This is a genomic window from Mesorhizobium sp. M0052, assembly GCF_040323255.1.
Lineage (GTDB): Bacteria > Pseudomonadota > Alphaproteobacteria > Rhizobiales > Rhizobiaceae > Mesorhizobium.
Map to the genome: position 1 here is coordinate 62,480 of NZ_JAMYUS010000005.1, position 20,214 is coordinate 82,693.

18 protein-coding genes are annotated in these 20,214 nt (G+C 61.2%); 11 read left to right on the forward strand and 7 right to left on the reverse strand.

The window, feature by feature from the left end:
* Positions 1-283: 283 nt before the first annotated feature.
* The gene (locus NKJ77_RS07755) at positions 284-1,339 is read right to left on the reverse strand and encodes a LacI family DNA-binding transcriptional regulator (protein ID WP_352534963.1); all 1,056 of its coding nucleotides are present in this window, start codon (positions 1,337-1,339) and stop codon (positions 284-286) included.
* A gap of 166 nt (positions 1,340-1,505) precedes the next feature.
* Between NKJ77_RS07755 and NKJ77_RS07760 the strand changes: the two genes are divergently transcribed.
* Both NKJ77_RS07760 and NKJ77_RS07765 read left to right on the forward strand, forming a co-directional pair.
* Positions 1,506-1,835, forward strand: a complete 330-nt coding sequence (locus tag NKJ77_RS07760) for a MoaF-related domain-containing protein (protein WP_023682056.1) — start codon at positions 1,506-1,508, stop codon at positions 1,833-1,835.
* Positions 1,836-1,869: 34 nt separating this feature from the next.
* Positions 1,870-2,256 (forward strand): hypothetical protein, encoded by a 387-nt coding sequence (locus tag NKJ77_RS07765; protein ID WP_023740788.1) that lies wholly within the window; start codon positions 1,870-1,872, stop codon positions 2,254-2,256.
* Positions 2,257-2,519: 263 nt separating this feature from the next.
* Here the strand turns inward: NKJ77_RS07765 and NKJ77_RS07770 are convergent, their stop codons facing one another.
* Positions 2,520-3,926, reverse strand: a complete 1,407-nt coding sequence (locus tag NKJ77_RS07770; RefSeq protein ID WP_023716192.1) for an FAD-binding oxidoreductase — start codon at positions 3,924-3,926, stop codon at positions 2,520-2,522.
* Between the two features lie 113 nt (positions 3,927-4,039).
* Between NKJ77_RS07770 and NKJ77_RS07775 the strand changes: the two genes are divergently transcribed.
* Complete coding sequence (locus tag NKJ77_RS07775; protein WP_245260153.1) at positions 4,040-5,044, forward strand: GlxA family transcriptional regulator; 1,005 nt, start codon at positions 4,040-4,042, stop codon at positions 5,042-5,044.
* A 297-nt stretch (positions 5,045-5,341) separates the two neighbouring features.
* Here the strand turns inward: NKJ77_RS07775 and NKJ77_RS07780 are convergent, their stop codons facing one another.
* Both NKJ77_RS07780 and NKJ77_RS07785 read right to left on the reverse strand, forming a co-directional pair.
* Complete coding sequence (locus NKJ77_RS07780) at positions 5,342-5,464, reverse strand: hypothetical protein (protein WP_023825152.1); 123 nt, start codon at positions 5,462-5,464, stop codon at positions 5,342-5,344.
* 195 nt (positions 5,465-5,659) lie between these two features.
* Complete coding sequence (locus NKJ77_RS07785) at positions 5,660-7,132, reverse strand: winged helix-turn-helix domain-containing protein (protein ID WP_023829984.1); 1,473 nt, start codon at positions 7,130-7,132, stop codon at positions 5,660-5,662.
* Between the two features lie 1,014 nt (positions 7,133-8,146).
* Between NKJ77_RS07785 and NKJ77_RS07790 the strand changes: the two genes are divergently transcribed.
* Together NKJ77_RS07790 and NKJ77_RS07795 are read left to right on the forward strand one after the other, a co-directional pair.
* Positions 8,147-8,344: an RraA family protein gene (locus NKJ77_RS07790; protein WP_196813640.1), complete on the forward strand. Its 198-nt coding sequence runs from the start codon at positions 8,147-8,149 to the stop codon at positions 8,342-8,344.
* Positions 8,345-8,614: 270 nt separating this feature from the next.
* Positions 8,615-10,387 carry an adenylate/guanylate cyclase domain-containing protein gene (locus NKJ77_RS07795; protein WP_352534767.1) on the forward strand — a complete coding sequence of 591 codons (1,773 nt, stop codon included), beginning with the start codon at positions 8,615-8,617 and terminating at the stop codon, positions 10,385-10,387.
* A 281-nt stretch (positions 10,388-10,668) separates the two neighbouring features.
* Here NKJ77_RS07795 and NKJ77_RS07800 read toward each other — a convergent pair whose 3' ends face one another.
* Positions 10,669-10,947, reverse strand: a complete 279-nt coding sequence (locus tag NKJ77_RS07800; protein ID WP_023716186.1) for a YjiS-like domain-containing protein — start codon at positions 10,945-10,947, stop codon at positions 10,669-10,671.
* 153 nt (positions 10,948-11,100) lie between these two features.
* Here NKJ77_RS07800 and NKJ77_RS07805 point away from each other — a divergent pair, with 153 nt between their 5' ends.
* Complete coding sequence (locus NKJ77_RS07805) at positions 11,101-11,808, forward strand: winged helix-turn-helix transcriptional regulator (RefSeq protein WP_023825148.1); 708 nt, start codon at positions 11,101-11,103, stop codon at positions 11,806-11,808.
* A 183-nt stretch (positions 11,809-11,991) separates the two neighbouring features.
* Here NKJ77_RS07805 and NKJ77_RS07810 read toward each other — a convergent pair whose 3' ends face one another.
* On the reverse strand, positions 11,992-13,434 hold the full coding sequence (locus NKJ77_RS07810) for a LuxR C-terminal-related transcriptional regulator (protein ID WP_352534769.1): 1,443 nt from the start codon (positions 13,432-13,434) through the stop codon (positions 11,992-11,994).
* A gap of 191 nt (positions 13,435-13,625) precedes the next feature.
* Between NKJ77_RS07810 and NKJ77_RS07815 the strand changes: the two genes are divergently transcribed.
* A complete protein-coding gene (locus tag NKJ77_RS07815; RefSeq protein ID WP_352534771.1) occupies positions 13,626-14,000 on the forward strand; it encodes a hypothetical protein in 375 nt (124 codons plus the stop codon).
* 472 nt (positions 14,001-14,472) lie between these two features.
* On the opposite strand, the gene NKJ77_RS07820 is transcribed toward NKJ77_RS07815, so the two are convergent.
* Entirely contained in the window at positions 14,473-15,144 is a 672-nt protein-coding gene (locus NKJ77_RS07820) for a GntR family transcriptional regulator (RefSeq protein ID WP_023716182.1), read from the reverse strand.
* Positions 15,145-15,277: 133 nt separating this feature from the next.
* On the opposite strand from NKJ77_RS07820, the gene NKJ77_RS07825 reads away from it, so the two are divergent.
* Genes NKJ77_RS07825 through NKJ77_RS07840 form a run of 4 tightly spaced genes read left to right on the forward strand, consistent with a single transcriptional unit; the run spans position 15,278 to position 20,171 of the window.
* The gene (locus NKJ77_RS07825; protein ID WP_023716181.1) at positions 15,278-15,865 is read left to right on the forward strand and encodes an amino acid synthesis family protein; all 588 of its coding nucleotides are present in this window, start codon (positions 15,278-15,280) and stop codon (positions 15,863-15,865) included.
* Positions 15,858-17,657 carry an alpha/beta fold hydrolase gene (locus NKJ77_RS07830; RefSeq protein ID WP_023716180.1) on the forward strand — a complete coding sequence of 600 codons (1,800 nt, stop codon included), beginning with the start codon at positions 15,858-15,860 and terminating at the stop codon, positions 17,655-17,657. The genes NKJ77_RS07825 and NKJ77_RS07830 overlap by 8 nt, the downstream gene beginning before the upstream one ends.
* A complete protein-coding gene (locus tag NKJ77_RS07835) occupies positions 17,654-18,691 on the forward strand; it encodes an LLM class flavin-dependent oxidoreductase (protein WP_352534773.1) in 1,038 nt (345 codons plus the stop codon). The genes NKJ77_RS07830 and NKJ77_RS07835 overlap by 4 nt, the downstream gene beginning before the upstream one ends.
* 10 nt (positions 18,692-18,701) lie before the next feature.
* A complete protein-coding gene (locus NKJ77_RS07840) occupies positions 18,702-20,171 on the forward strand; it encodes an aldehyde dehydrogenase (RefSeq protein ID WP_023697484.1) in 1,470 nt (489 codons plus the stop codon).
* Positions 20,172-20,214: the final 43 nt, after the last annotated feature.

Below are 20,214 nucleotides of genomic sequence, written 5' to 3' on the forward strand. Positions count from 1 at the left end.
CGATAATGCAACCACGTCGTTTTGAAGACATTGCCCTCATGGCTTAGCCTTGTGCGAAACCGGATGTTGCCGCATGGCTGATGTGGGTCGAGATCGGCCTCTGTCGTTCTTAACTGACCACAAGCGGACTTACTGGTCCCGGCCCCAAGGCTGCCGGACCGCAATGCGCCTGATCTCGGCCGTTGCAGCCACCTTTGATACCTTCTGAAAGCAGACGTTGACGGCGACCACGCTGGAGTTCGCAGTGCGCACTGTGCGTTACGACGAGTATGAGGTGACCGGCCTAACCGCGTGGTCGGGCGGTCGAGCCGCGGACCAACAGTTCGACCGGTATGATCACTTGGCTCGGGGCGCCGTTTGCAAACACCGTCGTGGCGGCAAGTCTCCCCTTCCCGACAATGTCTTGAGCCACTGTCGTGAGTGGAGGCGTGGTGCGCGAAGACTCTGCGGTACCATCGAAGCCGACGACCGACACGTGCTCGGGTACATTGATATTGCGCCGACGCGCTTCGTCCAGGACGGTGATCGCCTGCCAGTCCGACATAGTCAGGATCGCCGTTGCCTGCGGAACCTGGTCGAACACGACCTCTCCGGCCGAAGGATCACCTGGAGTCGTCTCGATGATCGGGACATTGTCGATTGACAGACCGAACTCAGCCAACCCTTGGGCGAAGCCGAAAAGTCTCTCCTGATCGAGTTGAAAACCGGCAGAGATAGCGCGCGGGGAATTGCCAGGCAAATGGACGATGGGTGACCCCGATGTGCGCCGAATGGACAGGATTGCAAAACGCCGATGTCCAAGAGCAGCCAGATGCCTGATGGCCGCCAGCGCCCCGCTCCTGCCGTCTATCCGGATAGAATTGACGTCCGGACCGGCATTGCTCTCGAGGATGACGAAGGGCAGCCGCCGGCGACGTAAAGACGCGATCAACTCGATGTCCGCGCTGTGGCCCAGAATGAAGCCGTCAACCAAGGCCTCTCGAATGGTGGAGGTGCGTGTTTCGTCCGTACCATTGACCAAACTCAATGTCGCTCCAGCCTCGTCACAAGCAAGCGAAACGCCAAGCACCAGCTCACGCAGATATGGGCTCCTGATCATGTCGGCAATGGCATATGCACCTGGAGGGATAAGGCCAAGGGCGTTAAACCTCCCGTCGCGCAGCACGCGTCCTCTCGGATCGGGGCCATCATAACCGAGCTGGCGAGCCGCGGCCTCGACGCGCCGGCGCAGATCGGACCGCACCAGGTGCGGATGGTTGAAAACGTTGGAGACGGTGCCGCGGGAGACTCCCGCGACCCGGCCGACATCGGCGAGCGTAGGCATTTTAGAAGCGTTCATTTCCCTCAATTAGACAATTTCTTGGAGCGCTCCAAGTTTTTTCTTGACGCTAGGTCCAAAATGTTGGGACTTGCACTTGGAGCGCTCCAAAAATTGAAAGTAGCAGTTCGGCATCTGTCCCGAGCATCGGCCGAGCTGATTTCGAAAATCATCAAGGAGGATTAGGATGGCTACCACCAATGGTGCTCCGACCTCGCTCGTCGGAAAGACTTTTGATTGCTTGTTCGGACAGTTTGTACCGAGGTTGACGGTCCTGTCGCCGACCGAATTGCGGGTCCAGGCTACGATCGGCGCTACAAAGATCGACGAGGTGGTTCAGAGCAGTCTGACCGGCGTTCGACCCGGACTTGTCATCATGAGTTGGACCGAGCAAGGCGGCAACTTCGTCGTGCAGGTTCAAGATCACGAGAACCAGATCGTTCATAACTATGCGCGACTGGCGGACGGGCAGCAGTTCTGCGCGCAAGGCACAATTCAACCAGTGACGACGGCGTGAGGGCCGCCTGTCTATCTGAGAGGAGAATTACGCCATGACCACCAAGGTGATCGACCAGACCGACCCTACGCAGTGGGATCCAAAGCTTGACGCCGTTATCGCGGCTCCCGGAAACCATAAGGTGTTGTTTGAGAATGACCGGCTACGTGTGCTTGAGGTAATCCTCAAGCCCGACGAGGAAGAGCCGACACATCACCACCGCTGGCCTTCAGTATTCGTGTTCGATGAGGTGGAAGGCCCTATCCACGACTTCGCGCCGGATGGAACCATGATGCCGCCCAATCGAGATGTCGTCCAAGCGGTTCAGGCATGGGACGGTCAAGGGTGTCTCGTGGTGCATATGGCCCCCCAACCAGCGGGTCGCGTGCTCAACGCTTCGAGCAAGACCCTGCATGGTATCCGTGTCGAGATGAAGTCATAAAGCAGACGTGATCCTGGCCACCGGAACTCGCGCACGCTGAACGTCCACTTCTGACGGATTGAAGCCTTAAAGCTGCCAGTTGGCTTGCGGTCCCCAAGGTTGCCCGACAGCTTTGCGCTTCATCTCAGCCGTTGCGGACAGATTTGCCACTGATTGAAAGCGGGCATCGCGGCGACCACGCTGGTCGTCGCTCGCGACTCAGCGCGATCAAAGCTCTCACGGCGAGACGAGGGTCGCACCGTACACCCGATTTTGATTGTGCGTCAGCGCATTGGCAGGATGTTCTGGTTGAGGCGGAACAGATTGTCCGGATCGTATCTGTGCTTGATCTTGGCGAGCCGCGCGTAAGCCTCAGCGCCGAAGGCGTCGCGGACGAGATCCGATCCTTCGCCATGGCCGGGGAAGTTCAGATAGAGGCGGCCGGTCGAGTAGCGCTGCATGTCCTGCCAGAAGCTGCGAACCCAGCCGATGTTCGCATCGTCCTCGTTAGCGCCTGGCCAGATGGCGTCGAGGCTGAGCATGAAGGGCATGGAGCGGTCGCCGAAGGCAGTCTCATCGGCTGCAACGCGCTGGACGAAACCGCCGAACTTCCAGATCGAGGCGAAGGTCATTTCGGAGGGGCGCTTCGCCATCCAAGCAGTGGTCTCCCCGACGACCTCGTCGTCGAGGCGCGAGAGGTAAGTGGATTTCCAGTAGCAGCGGTCGCGGCCTTTCGGGAACAGCCCGTCATAGAGCGACTGGATGGTGCGATATGGCATGCGGCCGCTGAAATCGACGAGCGGTTCCCCAAAACTGCGCAACGGCGCCACGACCCGTTCGCCCTCGTCGGCCGGTCCGTCATAGACATGCGCGAGCGCCAGGACGCGCCGGCCCCTTGCATGCTCGGCAATCGAGGGGTCGTCGGGCAGGGTGGAGAACTCGGCCAGGCCGCTCAGGCGGTCGGGTGCGGTCTGCATGAAGTCGCGCCAGAGCGGAATGATCTCGTTGGCGCGCTCCTCGGGATAGGCCGGACCGCATAACATCAGCTCCGGTTCGATCGGGTGCAGCTTGAACTCGAAGCTCGTCACCACGCCGAAATTGCCGCCGCCGCCGCGTAGCGCCCAGAAGAGATCCGGGTTCTGCGTCGCGTCGGCATGGATGAGCCGGCCATCGGCGGTCACCAGATCGGCGGCCAGCAGATTATCGACGCTGAGGCCGTGGCTGCCGCGCAGCCAGCCGATGCCACCGGAAAGCGTCAGGCCGGCAACGCCCGTCGCCGAGATGAGACCGCCCGGCGTGGCGCGGCCAAGCGGGGTGGTGGCCGCATCGACATCGGCCCAGGTCGCGCCGCCCTCGACGAGGGCACGGTCGAGGCCGGACGCGACCCGCACGCCCTTCATCAGCGACATGTCGATCATCAGGCCGCCTTCGCAGACGGCGTAGCCTGCAACATTGTGGCCACCCGAGCGGATCGCGATCGCTAACCGATGCTCGCGCCCGAAATTCACCGACGCCACGACATCGGCAGCACTCCGGCAGCGCGCGATGAGGGCGGGACGGCGGTCGATCATGCCGTTCCAAACGACCCGCGTCGCGTCATAGGACAGGTTCGACGGCTCCAGCACCTCGCCGCACAAGATGGAACGGAAGCTATCGATGCTCGATTGTGCAAGGGTAGCGGTGGCGGCCATGTAGCGGTCTCCTCGTTTGACACACGCTAGCGCGGCGCGGGCACGGCCGCTAAAGTCGAAAATGCTGGAAGGCGGTCATTTCTGCCATGGTTGAACAGGCGAGACCATTGAATGTGGCGATCCTTGCCGCTCCGGAGGCTACCGCCTCCACGATCTACGGCATGTTCGACTTGTTTTCCTCGCCCGGCAGGGATTTCCTGTTCATCACCAGCGGAGCCGCGGGCACGCCACGCATGCGGCCCTATGTGGTCGCCGGGGACGGCAGCCCGTTTCGCGCGGCAAACGGCATCTGGGTGCGCCCAGATCACAGCCTTGCCGATTGCCCGCCACCCGACATCGTCTGTATTCCAGATTTCTTCGTCAATCCGGGCGAAAGCGTTGCCGGGCAGTATGACGCCGAAGCCGCGTGGCTGAAGCGAGCGCATGACGACGGCGCCATGCTGGCCAGCGCATGTTCGGGCGCGGTGCTGCTCGGTGAGGCCGGGCTGCTCGACAATCGCGAGGCCACCATTCACTGGGGCTATGTCGAGACGCTCACGAACAACTATCCCGGCGTGAAGGTGAAGCCGGGCCAGTCGCTCGTGCTGAGCGGCGAGGCCCAGCGCATCGTCATGGCCGGGGGCGGCTCAAGCTGGCAGGATCTCGCCCTCTATCTGATCGCGCGCTTCGTCAGCCTCAGGGAGGCGATGGAGGTCGCCAAGGTCTACATGCTGCAGTGGCACGACATGGGCCAGCAGCCCTTCGCAGCGCTGATGCGCTTTCGCCAGACCGACGACGCGGTGATCAACCGCTGCCAGAAATGGGCCGAACGCAACTACCGGACCCCTTCGCCCGTCACCGCCATGACCAAGCTGTCAGGCCTGTCCGAGCGCTCCTTCGTGCGCCGCTTCGCAAGGGCCACGGACATGAAGACAATCGACTACATCCACGCGCTCCGGCTCGAAGCGGCCAAGGAACTGCTGGAGACCGGCGACCTGGCGGTCGAGGGGGTGGCCAATGAAGTCGGCTACGAGGATGCGAGTTTTTTCGGGCGTCTCTTCCGCCGCAAGGTCGGGCTGACGCCGGCGCAATATCGCATTCGTTTCAGTGCTCTCCGGCGAGTTCTGAGCCGCGGTTGAATCTCAACCGTCTAGGCGCGATGCTATATTCCGCTATGCGCCGCAATTCGGCCATTGGGCCGAGCTCTGCCGCCGATTGAAGCGGACTCTGGTAGCTGGTTGCGCGTAGGCAGGGGTGCCACGTTAGAGCAAACCCAGGTGTAGGGCCGGAGGGGATCGTGGCGCGCCCAGAACGAAAGCTTGTGGCGGTTTTGGCAGCAGAAATGACCGAAGCGCCGTAAGATTGCGGCAATCCTGGTGGCGGACATCGTCGGGTTCAGCCGTCTGGGGCGAAACGACCAGGATTGTAGGCCCCCTTCACGCACACTTCTTGCGCTCAGCCACCTCGACGCTAAGGCGGAAAGCCTGGCCATCCGCATAGGAGCGTGCGTAGCTTTCTGCCTCGAAAGCGAAGGTCAGCGTGTTGCTATAGGCCGGCACGCGGACGGTCCAATTTCTTGTAGCGGATGATTTCGAAAGCATGCTCGGGCGATTCCATAGTTCCTCCCGCGATCACCGACGAGAGCTCTCAGATAGCGTCGCAAAAACCTTTGAATGCAAACCATCCGACACATCGGTGTCGTAATGTTTCAACGTTGCCCAAAGCTCCGCCAGTCCGGCCGGTAACCAAACAGTTCAGGCGGCGCTCCACATCATCAGCGCTTTCGCGACTCCGTCGAGAAGATGGTCAGCGTCAGATTCATGCTCGTAAAGCATGCTGGCCCGGATCGACTCCAGTGGAGTGTAGGATGGCGCGATACGCTTGAGTTCCGAAACGAGCCGCGATACCGCGTCCTGGTTGCCCAACTTCGCCTGTGCCGCCGCCAGCCATGTGAGCCTTACGGCCGAAGTCATGGGCAACATCGACCAACTGACAACGGCTCCCTTGTAGTCTCCCGCCGCGTATTGGGCGAATGCACGGTCGGAATGATACCAGTCTGGATGTATCGGATTGATCTGAACCGCCTTGTCGATCCAGGTCAGGGCTTCGAAAGGCTTGCCCCTGATGGCAAGCAGATAGCCGATCTGCGCGATCGTGTCCGCATCGAAGGGATTGAGGTCATAGGATCTTCGAAAGTGCCGCTCGGCGGCATCGTATGTGCGCGTGCACAGCAGTGCTTGGGCAAGAATCCGATGGCAGCGAGGCTCCTCTGGTGCGAGTCCTACCGCGAAGCGGGCTTGCTCTACTATGTCGGCCAGCACCTCCGGAGGAGCCATTCCATAATCGCCGATAATCAGGTCGGCAAATGCAAGGTATGAGCGCGCGAGCGCATAATGCGTATCCTTGGTGACGGCCGCAGCAAAGTAGTTCCGTGCTGCCTGATTATCGTCGGCGCCGTAGCCACGCAAATGCACCAGCCCCTTGAGAAGAAGCTCATAAGCCGCCAGGCTTGCTGGAGGCTTTGGACGGGCGCGCGTCAAGCCCGCATCGTCGAGCCGTGCGACAAGACGGTTCGTCACACGCAGCGCGATCTCTTCCTGCATGTCGAAAACAGCTGAGCCCGATGCTGTGAACTTCTCGCCCCACAAGACCGCGCCGTTTGCCGCTTCGATGAGGTTGATCGCCACCCGTACGGTGCCGTCGCGAAGGCCCATGCGTCCCCGAACCAGGAAGGTTGCCCCGAGTCTCCTGCCGACCTCGGTCCAGTTGCCGGGGTCCTCCGACGCAAAGGAAAAGCTTGAGTTGCGCGCCAGGACAACAGCAGTGCGAAATCGCGCCAGAGCGTTGACAATGTCCTCGGCAAAACCATCGACCAGAGGCGTGTCGGTCGCATCGCCTTCATTAGTGAAGCGCAGCACCGCTACAGAAGGCAGGTCGGACGGCGGCCTCGCCGGCGCGCCAAGCGGTGAAAGGAGGTAGCCGCGGCCTGAGACGGTGCGAATTATACTTTGTGAGTCATCGCGCAGCGCCTTGCGCAACTCGCGCACGCCTTGGGTGAGCGAGTCTTCGGTTACAAACAGCCCAGGCCAGACGGACTCCATCAGCTCCGACTTGCTGACGACGTGCCCTGTTTTTCCAACGAGATGGCTCAGGAGTGCAAATGTCTTGGGACGAAGTTTGACGGGATGACCCTGGCGCAACAGCAAGCCGCGCGAAGTGTCAAACACGCACTCGCCGATTGCTATGCTCCCTGATTCTGTATGCGACATTCAGAAGCGCTCTGCCAAACCGAGCCGGGCTCGTCGACATACAGGGGCCATCCGCGCTTACGGTCAAGACCTTTGCCGCAGCCGCAGGTTCTGCCCCCTCAGGCACGGGTTCATGGCGAGCCAGGGCGCCCAACTCTAGAAGTTCGAAGAAGGTGCCGGGCATTGGCGCGCAGGCCAAGCTGTTGACCCCACTGAAGTACAACTCGTAAAGCTCTTGCCGTATGCGGAGCCTTTCGACGTCGTTTTCCATGATGGCCACTCCCTAGATTGTAGGGATCATGGCGCATGTGGAGCGGTGCGTACCGGCGAAATTCTGAAACTTTTCTGAAACCTGGTCGCTGGAGTACAGATCGGCCGGCGCCGAGAAGCCAATGACTGGCTCGCCGGCGGCTATCGCGAAATGCGATCACGCGAATCGGGCGAACTATTCCTCGTCTTCCACTCTCGGCGAGGCGCCTTGGGTCGCTGCCTCGATGCGATCGACGACGCGCAGCTCTTTACGATGGCGAGGAATTCAGCTGCCAGGTGCTTGAACTTCACCTCGCCCCCAGAGCGAAGATCCTCGCCTTCGATATCTCTCAAGGGCATGGAAGTTGCGGCAGCGCCTTTGAGGAACCGCAAATATCCCGCTGCAGCTCGTCTTTCGTTCGTTCAGGGTGTGAGGCCGCCACATGATTGAAGACCCACCGCTGCTCACCATCAAAAGCCGTTTCGAACGGCCTGCGGCAGAGATCATCAGTGCCTTTTCCGGCTTGCCCGTGAGCCTAGTCCTAGACGCCATGGGCGGGCGAGGGGCGTTGCACCAGGGATTAAGGCACTCTCGCCAGGTACTGCGATACTGGCCGATATCATCGTTGCGGCCACCGACAGCTTTGCTGGTGCGGCGGTCACTGAGGATCTCGTCCTTGGCATGGTGCGAAACAAGGGGTGCGCCGGCCTCGTGCGCGATGTTGTCGGGATCGAGGCGGGCGGGTGCCGGTTTACTGTGCCGGGATCGTCGCGAACTCGCCGGCGCGCAATGGTCCAGGCACGGCCGGGTTCCCGGTGGTACTGGGAGGAATGACCATCTCGCGGGGAGACATACTGGTCGGCGACCGCGATGGTATCGCCGTGGTGCCTCGCCTCGAGGCTGAAACGGTGCTGGCGCGGCTCACCGTATCAGGGCGGTGAGAAAACTCTTGATGGCCTGGTGCGGCAAGGTCTCGCCCGATTTCGCCGAGGTCATCATCAAGTCTGACAGGACGCGCTTCGTTGACTGAAAATTTTCAACGGCACCTAAGGTCCGCCTCGCCAACAGATCGTGGTTGCCGTAATTCACTTCCAATCAGATCCCGCGCTGCTTTGTTTGAGGCTATCTCGGAATTCACCTATCGAACGTCGCCTTCGAAAACGGGATTTTGTAATCTGTGCTATGCCACTTAGTCGACAGGAGTGGGCAAAGTGAGCCAGACGCGGAAACTTGCGGCGATCCTGGTCGCCGACGTGGTCGGATACAGCCGGTTGGCGGGGTCGGACGAAGATCAAACGCTGGCGCGGCTACGGGCGCTCCGGAGCGATCTCATCAATCCGACCATCGCTGTCCACAATGGGCGCGTTGTGAAGCTTATGGGTGACGGCACCCTCGTAGAGTTCCGGAGCGTTGTTGACGCCGTACGCTGTGCAATCGAAATGCAGAACGGCATGATTGAGCGCAACGCTGGCTTACCGCCCGGGCGACGCATTGAATTTCGCGTCGGCATTCATCTCTGCGATGTTGTCGAGGAGAGCGACGGCGATCTGATGGGAGATGGTGTCAATATTGCCGCCCGTCTAGAAAGCATCGCTGAGCCGAACGGCATCTGTTTATCGGCCGCCGCTTACGAACAGGTGCGCGACAAACTGAAGGAAGAATTTGTCGATCTGGGCGAGAAAGAGCTCAAAAATATCGCACGCCCGGTGCGCACCTATCGCCTATGTATGCGCGACACGGTCCCAAAAACCGATCTGTCTGCGACTGCCGGGTCCTCCGAACAGCTGGCGCTGCCCGACAACCCTTCGATTGCTGTCTTGCCATTCCAGAACATGGGCGGCGACCCCGAACAGGAATACTTCGCCGACGGCCTTGCCGAAGACATTATTACTCGGCTGTCGCGTCTTCGTTGGCTCTTCGTGTCCGCCCGGAACTCTTTGTTCACCTACAAGGGAAAAGCGGTCGACTTAAAACAAGTCGGTCGAGAGCTTGGTGTGCGGTATGTGCTGGACGGAAGTGTAAGGCGCTCAGGTCATCGACTCAGGATAAGCGCGCAAGTCAGTGACACATCGACCGGGGTACAAGTGTGGGCTGAACGATACGATGTGGAATTGACGGAATTCTTCGCGCTTCAGGATCAGATTGCCGAAAGTGTCATCGCTACGATCGAGCCGCGGCTCTACACGGCGGAACAGCAACGCTTTCAGAGCAGGTCCCCCACCAATCTTGACGCTTGGGGATTCGTCATGAAGGCGATGCCATATGTCTGGACCTGGAGTTCGGCTACGGAAATCGAGATTGCACAGGGATTTCTGAAGCAGGCTACGGACCTCGATCCTGACTATCCCCGCGCCAACAGCCTGTTGGCGTGGGCTCACGCGGCCCGCGTTTTGTCAGGATGGGCCAACGCAGCAGACATTCTGCCCACCTCTCGCGCCCTCGCGCAGCGGGCAATCCAAGGCGACCCCGAGGACCCGTGGACGCATTTAGCGGCAGGGTTTGTCCACATGATTTCGCGCGGCTTCGACTCTGCTGTGAGAGAACTAAATGAAGCGATCGAGCTAAACCCGAGCTTCGCCTTTGCGCATTCGATCCTGGGCTCAACTTACGGATATGGGGGCATGCCCGCCGAGGGGCTCGACCATCTTGAAATCGCGGGTAGGCTAAGTCCTCGCGATCACACATATGCTGCGAATTTCTCCATCCTTGGCTTATGTCATTTCATGGCTGGACGATATGCAGACGCGGTCGAATGCGAATGTCGCGCGGTTGAACTCCGGCCCCATTTTGGGTCTGCATGGCGGACGTACGCGGCGGCCGCTGGGATGGCCGGTGAAATGGACATCGCGGTTCATGCGCTTTCGCAGGCCAAGCGCCTTCAACCGTCCCTATCCCTTCAATGGGTAGACAAGTTTCATCCGATCGTTCACGACAAGCACCGGGCTCTCTATGTAGAGGGGCTGCGCATTGCCGGGCTTCGATAGTTGCGGATCGTGCCGTGCTCGTAGCTCGCTATCGGACCTACTATACCGCACGAGCGTGCGCTCAGCGCCTCAACTCGGTTGTCAAAGCTTCGGTGGGTTTCTTCCAACAGCAGACGTTCCTCACGATGAATCCGAAGAGCCGGCCGACCACTTGGAAGTATGCATTCGAATCGCTTCGGCGCGCTAGATCTCTGAAACCAAGGCGCTACTGGGGATGGCCCTGAGTTCGGCTGATCAATTGCCGCCGTCAAAACGGCTTCCGCTCCCGGGGCTCTCCCTTCTCACCAATTTCCCGTGCGGTTCTGCGCTGCACTCTGGAGCGCGCGAGAGGCGGACCTATCGAAGCTGTCGGCGCAGGCCGCTTCGACGTCCGCTTCGGTCAAGCCAACGTCCCGCAGAAGGAAGTTGGACAGGTGACCGAGCCCGCGCTCTATGTTGCGGCGGGTCCTCCACTCACGGACAAGGGCCAGCAGGCGTTCGAGCGGAGGGTCAAGAAAAGTGCCCGGCAAGCGCCGTGCGGTCTGGCCTATTGTCGTTTGCGTCATGTTACGCCAAGTCATGGTGAACCTCCGTTGATCGGGAATGCGAATGGCGATCACGTGACGGCAGAAGGCGAGAAGGCGCCAGGGCAGCTTCGGAAGCGTTCCGCTTCAGATTGTGAACTGGCCTCAGACCTCCGAAAGGCCTAACCTGCGGCAAAGGAGCGGTCAGTCATGACGCGACGGCCTTACGGACTGGTCTGCCCGATCTCGCACGCCTGCGAGTTCCTGGAGCCACGCTGGACAATTCAAATCCTGACCGAGCTCTGGAACGGCTCGACCCGCTTTAATGACATTCGCAAGGGGGTGGGCAACGTCTCGTCCGCCCTCTTGTCGAGGCGGCTCAAGGAAATGGAAGCGTTGGGCCTGGTCGAGCGCGTCGAGGACGAGGCGACGGGCACCATCAGCTATTTCCGTACCGAAAAGTCGATAAGGCTCGAGCCGGCGATGAACGCGCTGGCGGAATGGGCGCAATGCAACATCGAGGCGGAGATCGCGCTCGCCGACGTGGATGTTTCGACCCTCATGTGGGCCGTGCGGCGAAAGATTGACCTCGCTGAACTGCCGCGGCGGCGCGCCGTCATCCGCTTCCATTTCCGCGACGATCCCCCACCGAGGTGTCCCCATTACTGGTTTGTGGTCGAGCCAGGCTCAGACTTGCCCGAGCTATGCGCGCTCGACCCCGGCCGGGACGTCGATCTTTACGTCGAGACCGGCGTTGTTTCGCTGGGAGCCATCCTGGAGGGCCGCTCCAGCATCGAGCGTGAGAAAGAGAGGGGCGGCCTTTTCCTCATCGGCGACCCCGGCCTCGCGCGAAGCATGGACCGTTGGCTTCGAATCTCGGTCTACGCGGCGCTTGAGGGAATCGTCCAGCTTCCTTGAAAGCCATGTTTGGAGTGCAGCCTTATGCAACCCGCCCAGGACGACAAAGCCATTTGGCTGGCCTCAAAAGCTATGGTGCAATCGTCCGTTGTTGATTGCTGCTCAGTTAAAGCCGCCAGTCCGCATTCGGCCCCAATGCTGCCCGAGGAGCAATGCGCCTCTGAGGTGACCAGAGTGAAGAAGCTAGGCCAAACCCGCACGACGGGCGCCTTCTCTGATTGTAGCAATGGCGACAGGATTGGTAACCGGATAGGTTCTGATGAACACCTCAGCCGTGAAATTCGGGAACTCGTCCTTCAGTCGCGAATTGATCCTGGCGACCTGAGGAGTTTCATTGAGCATCGCATGAGCCATTGCCAGAAACAGAAGGGTGGCGGGCGAATCTGGCGCAGATTGACGTAGCGCGACCAGTGATTCACGGTAAAAGCCAAGAACGTAGCTGCATCGAGCGAGCATTCCATGATACCAGGGAACATAAGGATTTAGCCGGACCGCTCGCTTGGCCAGTTCGTAGCCACGCTTCGGGTCGCTGCCAACAAGAGCAAGGCTACCCGCAAGAAAGGCAAGTGAGTCCGCGTCATTTGGAGCAGCCACCAACACTCGGTCATGTTCTTCGACAGCAGCTTCGACATCGCCCTGCAATGCCCGAAGATCGGCAAGCATTATGCGGGCGTAAATGTCGGACGGATCGAGCGCCAGCGCTTGCTTGACACATTGGCTCCAGCTCTCGATCGAGCCGGAAAGGTTGTCGGTAAACCCGTTGATAGCTTCCACAGCATGCGCAAGTGCCAGCGCGGTCCAAGCTCTTGCTAGACCCGGGTCGAGTTCGATCGCACGCGCCAGTAGCCGTATCGCCTCCTTGTTCGACTCACGGGTGAAAAGGTGCTTCTGCTCAAGCCCAAGCAGATAGCAGTCATAGGCCTGCAAACTTGCTGGAGCCTTCCGACGAGCCGCATCGCGTCGCAGATTGGCGAGCTGACCGTGGCAAGTTGCAAGGACATTGATGACGTTTTCGGTCACGCTGTCCAGCATCGCAAACAGGTTGTTCGCGGAACGATCGTAACGCATCGTCCAGACATCGACCCCTGTGTGGGCGTCGACGAGTTGGACGCGGATGCGCACCCGCTGCCCGTCCACTTGAAAACTTCCCTCGATCACATAGTCGGCATTCAACTCTCGTCCGAGAGCTCGCACGTCAACATGCCGTCCCTTGTAGGAAAGCATTGTTTGGCGGGCGATCACCGCAAGGTCCCGGTAGCGAGAGAGATCAACTATGAGGTCCGCCGACAAACCATCAGCGATACGAGTCCAGCGTTCTTCTCCGCTTAAATTGTCGAACGGGAGAACTGCGAGGACCGGCGGACCCGGCTCATCGGTCGAAAGACTTCCGGGTGGTGCATGGCTGCGGTCCTGCTGGCGGTGATCGGCAAGTAACCCAGCAAGCGCCACTTTACTACGAACATCGAGCTTCCGATAAATGGCCGAAAGATGGGTCCGAACGGTGGTAGGCGCTATGAAAAGTGTTTCGCCGATTTCGCGATAAGTCATGCCCTCCGCAAACTTTGCCGCGACCATCAACTCCCGATCCGATAAGCCGGCGAGAGGATTGCCTACGGCGCGAAGCATCGTTCCATTTTCCTTGCTGCCGACCTGTGGCCAGAACCCGATGGCCTTACATCAGGATGAAATACTACAGATGCGATATCGAAAACACTGCATTTGCACGATTCCATGCGACGGGTCAGCATCCTAGTCTCTGCAGATCGGCAGGGCAGGTTGCTTGGCAGGCCTGGTCGATTCAGAACACGGAGGGCTCCATGACAAAGTTGTCTGTCTTGACCGTAATACTGGTGCTTTTGGTGTCGGTGGGGCGATGCTTGTCCGAAGGTACCCAAACCAACAGCAAACTGACTTCCGAAGAAGCGGTGAAAGCTGCCAGCTCTGAACTGTATTCCGACATTCTCGTGCGAGCATGCAGGAACGGATGGCGGTATCCGCGCAGCTACATCGAAAATGGATTCAGGCGCCACCTGGCGGAGCTGAAACTGCAGCTTGTTGATCAGGGTTACAGCGTCGTACCCAACATGACCGCGAATGATCTGCCCGTCCGAGGACCGATATCGGAGACCAAACGCCGTCTGGTTGGCTCGCGCCAATTCAGCTGTTCCCACCCATACTGGCGCGATGAATGACTCCACGCGACGGTGTGCAATCTGACAGCCTGATTTCCGGCGGTTCTCCCCAGGTTGGAAGGAGGCGTCGACGAATGGCAGGTTGTTATTCCAGGAGGAGTGACACTCCTCCTGGAGCTGTAAACAACGTCATGGAATGACCGCTCTTCGGCTGCGTGGCTCCGCAAGCTGCCGATCCGCTACCGGCCCTGTTCCAGCCGTCAAGGGGCCGGCCGGTAAGAGCGCCCGCTAAACTTGGTCGTCAAAGCAGCGTATTCGTCAGTTGACAAGGCAAACTTCGCTCGATGACCGTGAACTCGAACGGCAGCTTACCGACGAGCGCTTCCTAGAAGCAGACCGTCCGGATACGGCTCCGAAGCTGCCGGACCGCTTTGCGGGTCATCTCAGTCGTAAAGTTGCATTTTCGTTGCCGGGAAGCAGACATTTTCTGCAAGGCGCTTCGAAGGGTTGGATAGGCTAGGCTCACGCGGACCTAGACCAGGCGAAGTTTATCTCGAGCGATCTGCCACGCCGATTCGACATGTCGCCGTGCCGCCGCTTCCGCTTCATCGGGCTTGCGCGCCCTTATCGCATCCATGATCTCATTCATCTCGGTGATCGCTGCTTCGCGCCGGTTGGTCGAGACGATGGTCATCGAACGAAGCTGGTTGATGCGGACATTCAGCCCGGAGACGATTTCCCAGGCGACACGCTTGTCGGCGGCCTCGAACAGCGCCTCGTAGAATTTGGTCGTCGCCCGCATCACCGCAGGCGGCGTCGCCGACGCCCACGCATCGAACAAATCCGCCAGCGCCCCTTCGAGCCTTGCCAACTGCTCGCCGGTGGCCGACAGGGCACAGGCTCGGGCCGCGATGCCTTCAAGCAGAGCCCGAAGCTCGTAGATCTCGTCGGTACGGCCGAGGTCCGGCCTGGCGACGGCCGGCCCATGCCCAGGGATCATCTGCACGAGCCCCTCTGCCTCCAGCTGCCGCAGAACCTCACGCACGACGGAACGGCTGACGCCGAGCTGGTCGCAAAGCGGCCGTTCGACGAGCCTTTCGCCAGGCTGGAAATGGAAATCCATGATCGCTTCGCGCATGCGCTCCAGCGCCAGCGTCCTCAAGGTCTTGGCGCTGCGGTCGATGCGAAGGTTGTCGTCTGGCATGTATGCCTCCTGCGCCCTACCAAAACAGATTCGACGCCCGGTTGACAAGGTACTTGGCGCTCCATATCATGGTATACCATAAGATGACAGCGGGATTGGACGTTCCGAGGCATCACCTACCCGAGGAAATCCAATGCAGACCGCCATCCGTAAGATCGTGACTTATACCGAGAACACGCTGATCGAAGGCGGCAAGGCCACCCCCCGGCCGCTGCGCCTTATCGGCGTCGCCGCGGTGCTGACCAATCCCTGGGCCGGTCGCGGCTTCACCGACGATCTGTCGCCCCAAATCCGAGCCTGTGCGCCGGTGCTGGGGGAGATCCTGACCCGCGAGATCGTTGCCGTCGCCGGTTCCGGCGAGGCTATCGAGGGCTATGGCAAGGCCGCCATCTGCGGTACGTCGGGCGAGATCGAGCATGCGTCGGCGCTGATCCACACACTCCATTTCGGCAATCATTATCGGCGTGCCGTCGGCGCCAAGACCTATCTTGCCTTCACCAATCTGCGCGGCGGGCCAAACACGCCGATCATGATCCCGCTAATGGATAAGAATGACGAGGGACGGCGCTCGCATTACCTGACCGTGCATTTCCAGATCGGCGATGCGCCGGCGCCGGACGAACTGGTGGTCGCGCTTGGCGCTTCGATCGGCGGTCGCCCGCATCACCGCATCGGCGACCGCTATCAGGACCTCAAGGAGCTTGGGGACGTGCATGGCTGATGCTTCCGCATGGGCTCGACAGGGCACGGCGCCCGACGGCACCGGCTTCATCCGGGCCGGTGTCGGTGCCCCAGTGCTGTTCATCCATGGTGTCGGCATGAACGCTGCGATCTGGCAGCCGCAGCTCGAGCGCATGGCTGGCCGCTTCGACGCGATCGCCATCGACATGCTCGGCCATGGTCAGTCGCCGCTGCCACCGCAAGATCCGGAACTGGCCGATTATGCCGACCAAGCCATTCGCCTCCTCGACCATCTCGGCCTCGACAAGGTATCCGTCGTCGGCCACTCGATGGGTGCACTCGTTGCTCAGGAACTCGCGCTGCGCGCACCGGAGCGCGTCCGCCGCATCGTTTCACTGAATGCCGTGTTCCGGCGTACACCTGAACTGGCCGAAGCCGTTCGCCAGCGCGCGGTGGCGCTCAACGGCCGCAGCGATACGGCCGGCACGGCACGGACCATCGCCCGCTGGTTCGGCGATCCGGTGCCGGTCGAGTTGGAAGCGGCAGCGCAGAAGACGGCATCCGCACTGAGCGCGGTCGACCCGGAAGGCTATGCCCGCACCTATCGCCTGTTCACTCGTGCCGACGGCGATCATGCTGATCGCCTGCCGACGCTGGCCGTGCCGGCCCTGTTCATGACCGGCTCCGAGGACAGGAACTCTTCACCGGCAATGTCAGCCGCGATGGCACGCCTGGCGCCGCATGGCCGCTGCACGGTACTGCCGGGTGAGAAGCACATGATGGCGGTCGCGGCACCGGACCTCACCACGCGCTGCATCGTTGACTTCCTCACCGAGGACGAAGCGACCGAACAAGACGGCCCTGCGCAAGCGAATACCGGGTTCGACAGCGGCGAATTCCGCCGTGCGCTTGGCTCCTTCCTCACCGGCGTCACCATCGTCACCACGATCGGCCCCGAAGGCGAGCCGCGCGGCTTCACCGCCAACTCCTTCACCTCGGTCTCGCTCGATCCGCCGCTGGTGCTGGTCTGCATCGCACACAAGGCGCTTGGCCATCCCGTCTTCGCGACATCGAAGAGCTTCGCCATCAACGTTCTCAACGAGGGTCAAAAGGCAGCGTCCGGCATCTTCGCCTCGAAAGTGGCCGACAAGTTCGCCGCCGTTGCCTGGCGGCCGGGACGGACCGGCAGCCCTGTGCTGGACGGCTCCGTCGCGTCCTTCGACTGTGACATGGAGCGACTGGTCGAGGCCGGCGATCATTCGATCCTCATTGGGCGCGTCCGCGATTTCCAGCACAATTCCTCGCAGCCGCTCGGCTATTGCCGCGGCGCCTATGTCGCACCCGGCCTCAGCCAGGACGCGCTCGCCGCAACCCAACCCGGCACCGATGTTGGCGCCATCCTCGAAAATGGCGGCCGGATCCTGTTCGTGGAAACCGCGGACGGTTTTGAACTGCCGCGTGGCCGGGGATTGGGCTCGGCGGGCGATGGCAATAGCCTCCGAGGGTTGCTTGTGGCAAAGGCCATTGAGGCTCAGCTCGGCTTCCTTTTCGCCGTCTGGGACGATGCCGGAACTGTTTCACGCACGCATGTCTACTATCGCGGCACGTTCGACGTGCCCGCTTCCAGCGATCGCGGCATCCGGCTGATCGAGATCGACGCGATCGAAGGATTGAAGATCGCCGATCCGGCCATCCGCTCGATGCTCGCGCGCTATGTCAGGGAATGCTCGGTGGATGCATTCGGTGTCTATGTCGGCAACAATGTCGAAGGCGAGGTCCGGCCGCTCGCCAGCGCCGGCGCTTCCGCCGTCAATACAGGTGACCAGCGATGAAATTCTCGCTCTTCGTGCACATGGAACGATCGGACCTGGCCAAGCCGCATTCCGAGCTTGTGACCGAGCTAGAAGAACTGGTCCTGCTGGCCGAGCAGGCAGGGTTCGAGACCGCCTGGATCGGCGAGCATCACGGCATGGAATTCACCATCTCGCCGAACCCCTTCATCGACATCGCCTATCTCGCCGCCAAGACCAGCCGCATCCGCCTCGGTACCGGAACCGTGATCGCGCCCTTCTGGCACCCGATCAAGCTTGCCGGCGAAGCCGCGATGGCCGACGTAATCAGCGGCGGCCGGCTCGACATCGGCATCGCGCGCGGCGCCTACAGCTATGAATATCAGCGCATCTTTCCAGGCCTCGACGCCTGGGGGGCCGGCCAGCGCATGCGCGAGATCATACCGGCGATCCGCGGCCTCTGGGACGGCGACTTCGAACTCTCCGGCGAGTTCTGGCAATTCCCGGCCACCACCTCCTCGCCCAAGCCGCTGCAGAAACCCTACCCGCCCATCTGGGTGGCGGCCCGCGACCCGAATTCGCATGATTTCGCCGTCGCCAATGGCTGCAAGGTCCAGGTGACGCCGCTGGCTTCCGGCGATCACGAGGTGACCAGCCTGATGCAGCGCTTCAACGGCGCCTGCACCGCGCATCCCGAGATCGAACGACCGGAAATCATGCTTTTGATGCACACCTTCGTCGCCGAAGACGCGACCGATGCCGATCGCCTCACCCAGGACCTGTCGACTTTCTACTGCCAGTTCGGCGCCTGGTTCCAGAACAAGAAGCCGGTGCATCAAGGCATATTGGAGCCGCTGACGGCGGATGAGATCGCGGCCATGCCGCAATACGCGCCGGACAAGATCAGGCAGAACCTGGTGATTGGCGAGGCTGATGAGGTCATCGCCCGTTTGAAGGCTTATGAGGCGCTCGGCTACGACCAGTATTCGATCTGGATCGACAGCGGCCTTTCGCACCAGCGCAAGATGAAATCGCTGCAATTGTTCATCGACCGGGTGATGCCGGCCTTCCTCTGATCGCGAGCCCATGACCGACGCTGTTTTCAGGAACTTCATCGACGGCCGCTTCGACGAGCCGTCCGCCACGTTCGACAGCGTCGACCCATCGGCCGGGACGGCCTGGGCCAGGATGCCGGCGGCGAGCGAAGCCGATGTCGACCGTGCCGTCGAGGCGGCGCACCGCGCGCTGCGCTCAGACCTATGGCGAAGGATGACTGCGACAGCGCGTGGAAAACTGCTGGTCAAGCTCGGCGACCTCGTCGCCGCCAATGCCGGGCGCCTTGCAGAACTCGAGACGCGCGACACCGGCAAGATCATCCGCGAAACCCGCGCCCAGATCGCCTATGTCGGCGATTACTACCGCTATTATGGCGGGCTTGCCGACAAGCACGAAGGCGCGCATGTGCCTGTTGACAAGGCGGATCTCGACGTCACCATACGCCGCGAACCGATCGGCGTCGTTGCCGCGGTGGTGCCGTGGAATTCGCAGCTCTTCCTCTCGGCCGTCAAGCTCGGCCCGGCGCTCGCCGCCGGCTGCACCATCGTGCTCAAGGCCTCCGAAGATGGGCCGGCGCCGCTGCTTGCCTTTGCCGAATTGGTTCATGAGGCCGGCTTTCCAGCCGGTGTCGTCAACATCCTCACCGGCTTTGGCCATGATTGCGGCCGGCGCCTGACCAGCCATCCGCTGGTTTCGCGCGTCGCCTTCACCGGCGGTCCGTCGACGGCGCGCGCCGTCGTCAGGAACACGGCGGAAAACCTTGCCTACACCACGCTCGAACTCGGTGGCAAAAGCCCGGTCGTCGTCTTTGCCGACGCCGACCTCGACAGTGCCGCCAATGCGGTGGTCGCCGGCATTTTCGCGGCGACCGGCCAGAGCTGCGTCGCCGGCTCGCGGCTGCTGGTTGAACTTTCGGTGAAGGATGAATTCCTCGCTCGCCTGAAGCGCAAGGCCGAGGCGATTCGCATCGGCGATCCGCAGGATCCGGCGACCGAAATGGGTCCGCTCGCCACGCTGCGGCAGCGCGACTGGATCGAGAAGGTTGTCGCGGAAAGCCTCACCGCGGGCGGCATGCTGGTCACCGGTGGAACACGGCCAGTCGGCAGCGGCTTCTACTACGCACCGACCATCATCGATGCCGGCGGCAGCGATCTGCCCTGCGTGCGGGAGGAATTGTTCGGACCGGTGCTCAGCGTGCTTGCCTTCGACAGCGAAGCGCAAGCGCTGGCACTCGCCAATGACACGCCGTTCGGCCTGGCTTCCGGCGTGTTCACCAGCAATCTCGGCAAGGCGCATCGCATGGCGCGCGACATCCATGCCGGCGTTGTCTGGGTCAACACCTATCGCGCCGTATCGCCGCTCGTTCCCTTCGGCGGCTACGGCCTGTCGGGCCTCGGCCGCGAAGGCGGTCTCGACGCCATCAGAGACTACACGCGCTCGAAATCCGTATGGATCAACACCTCGGACGAGCCGATCCCCGATCCCTTCGTCATGCGCTGAGTTGCGAAGGACGCAGGTGCACTGAGAAAAACAAGAGCAGACC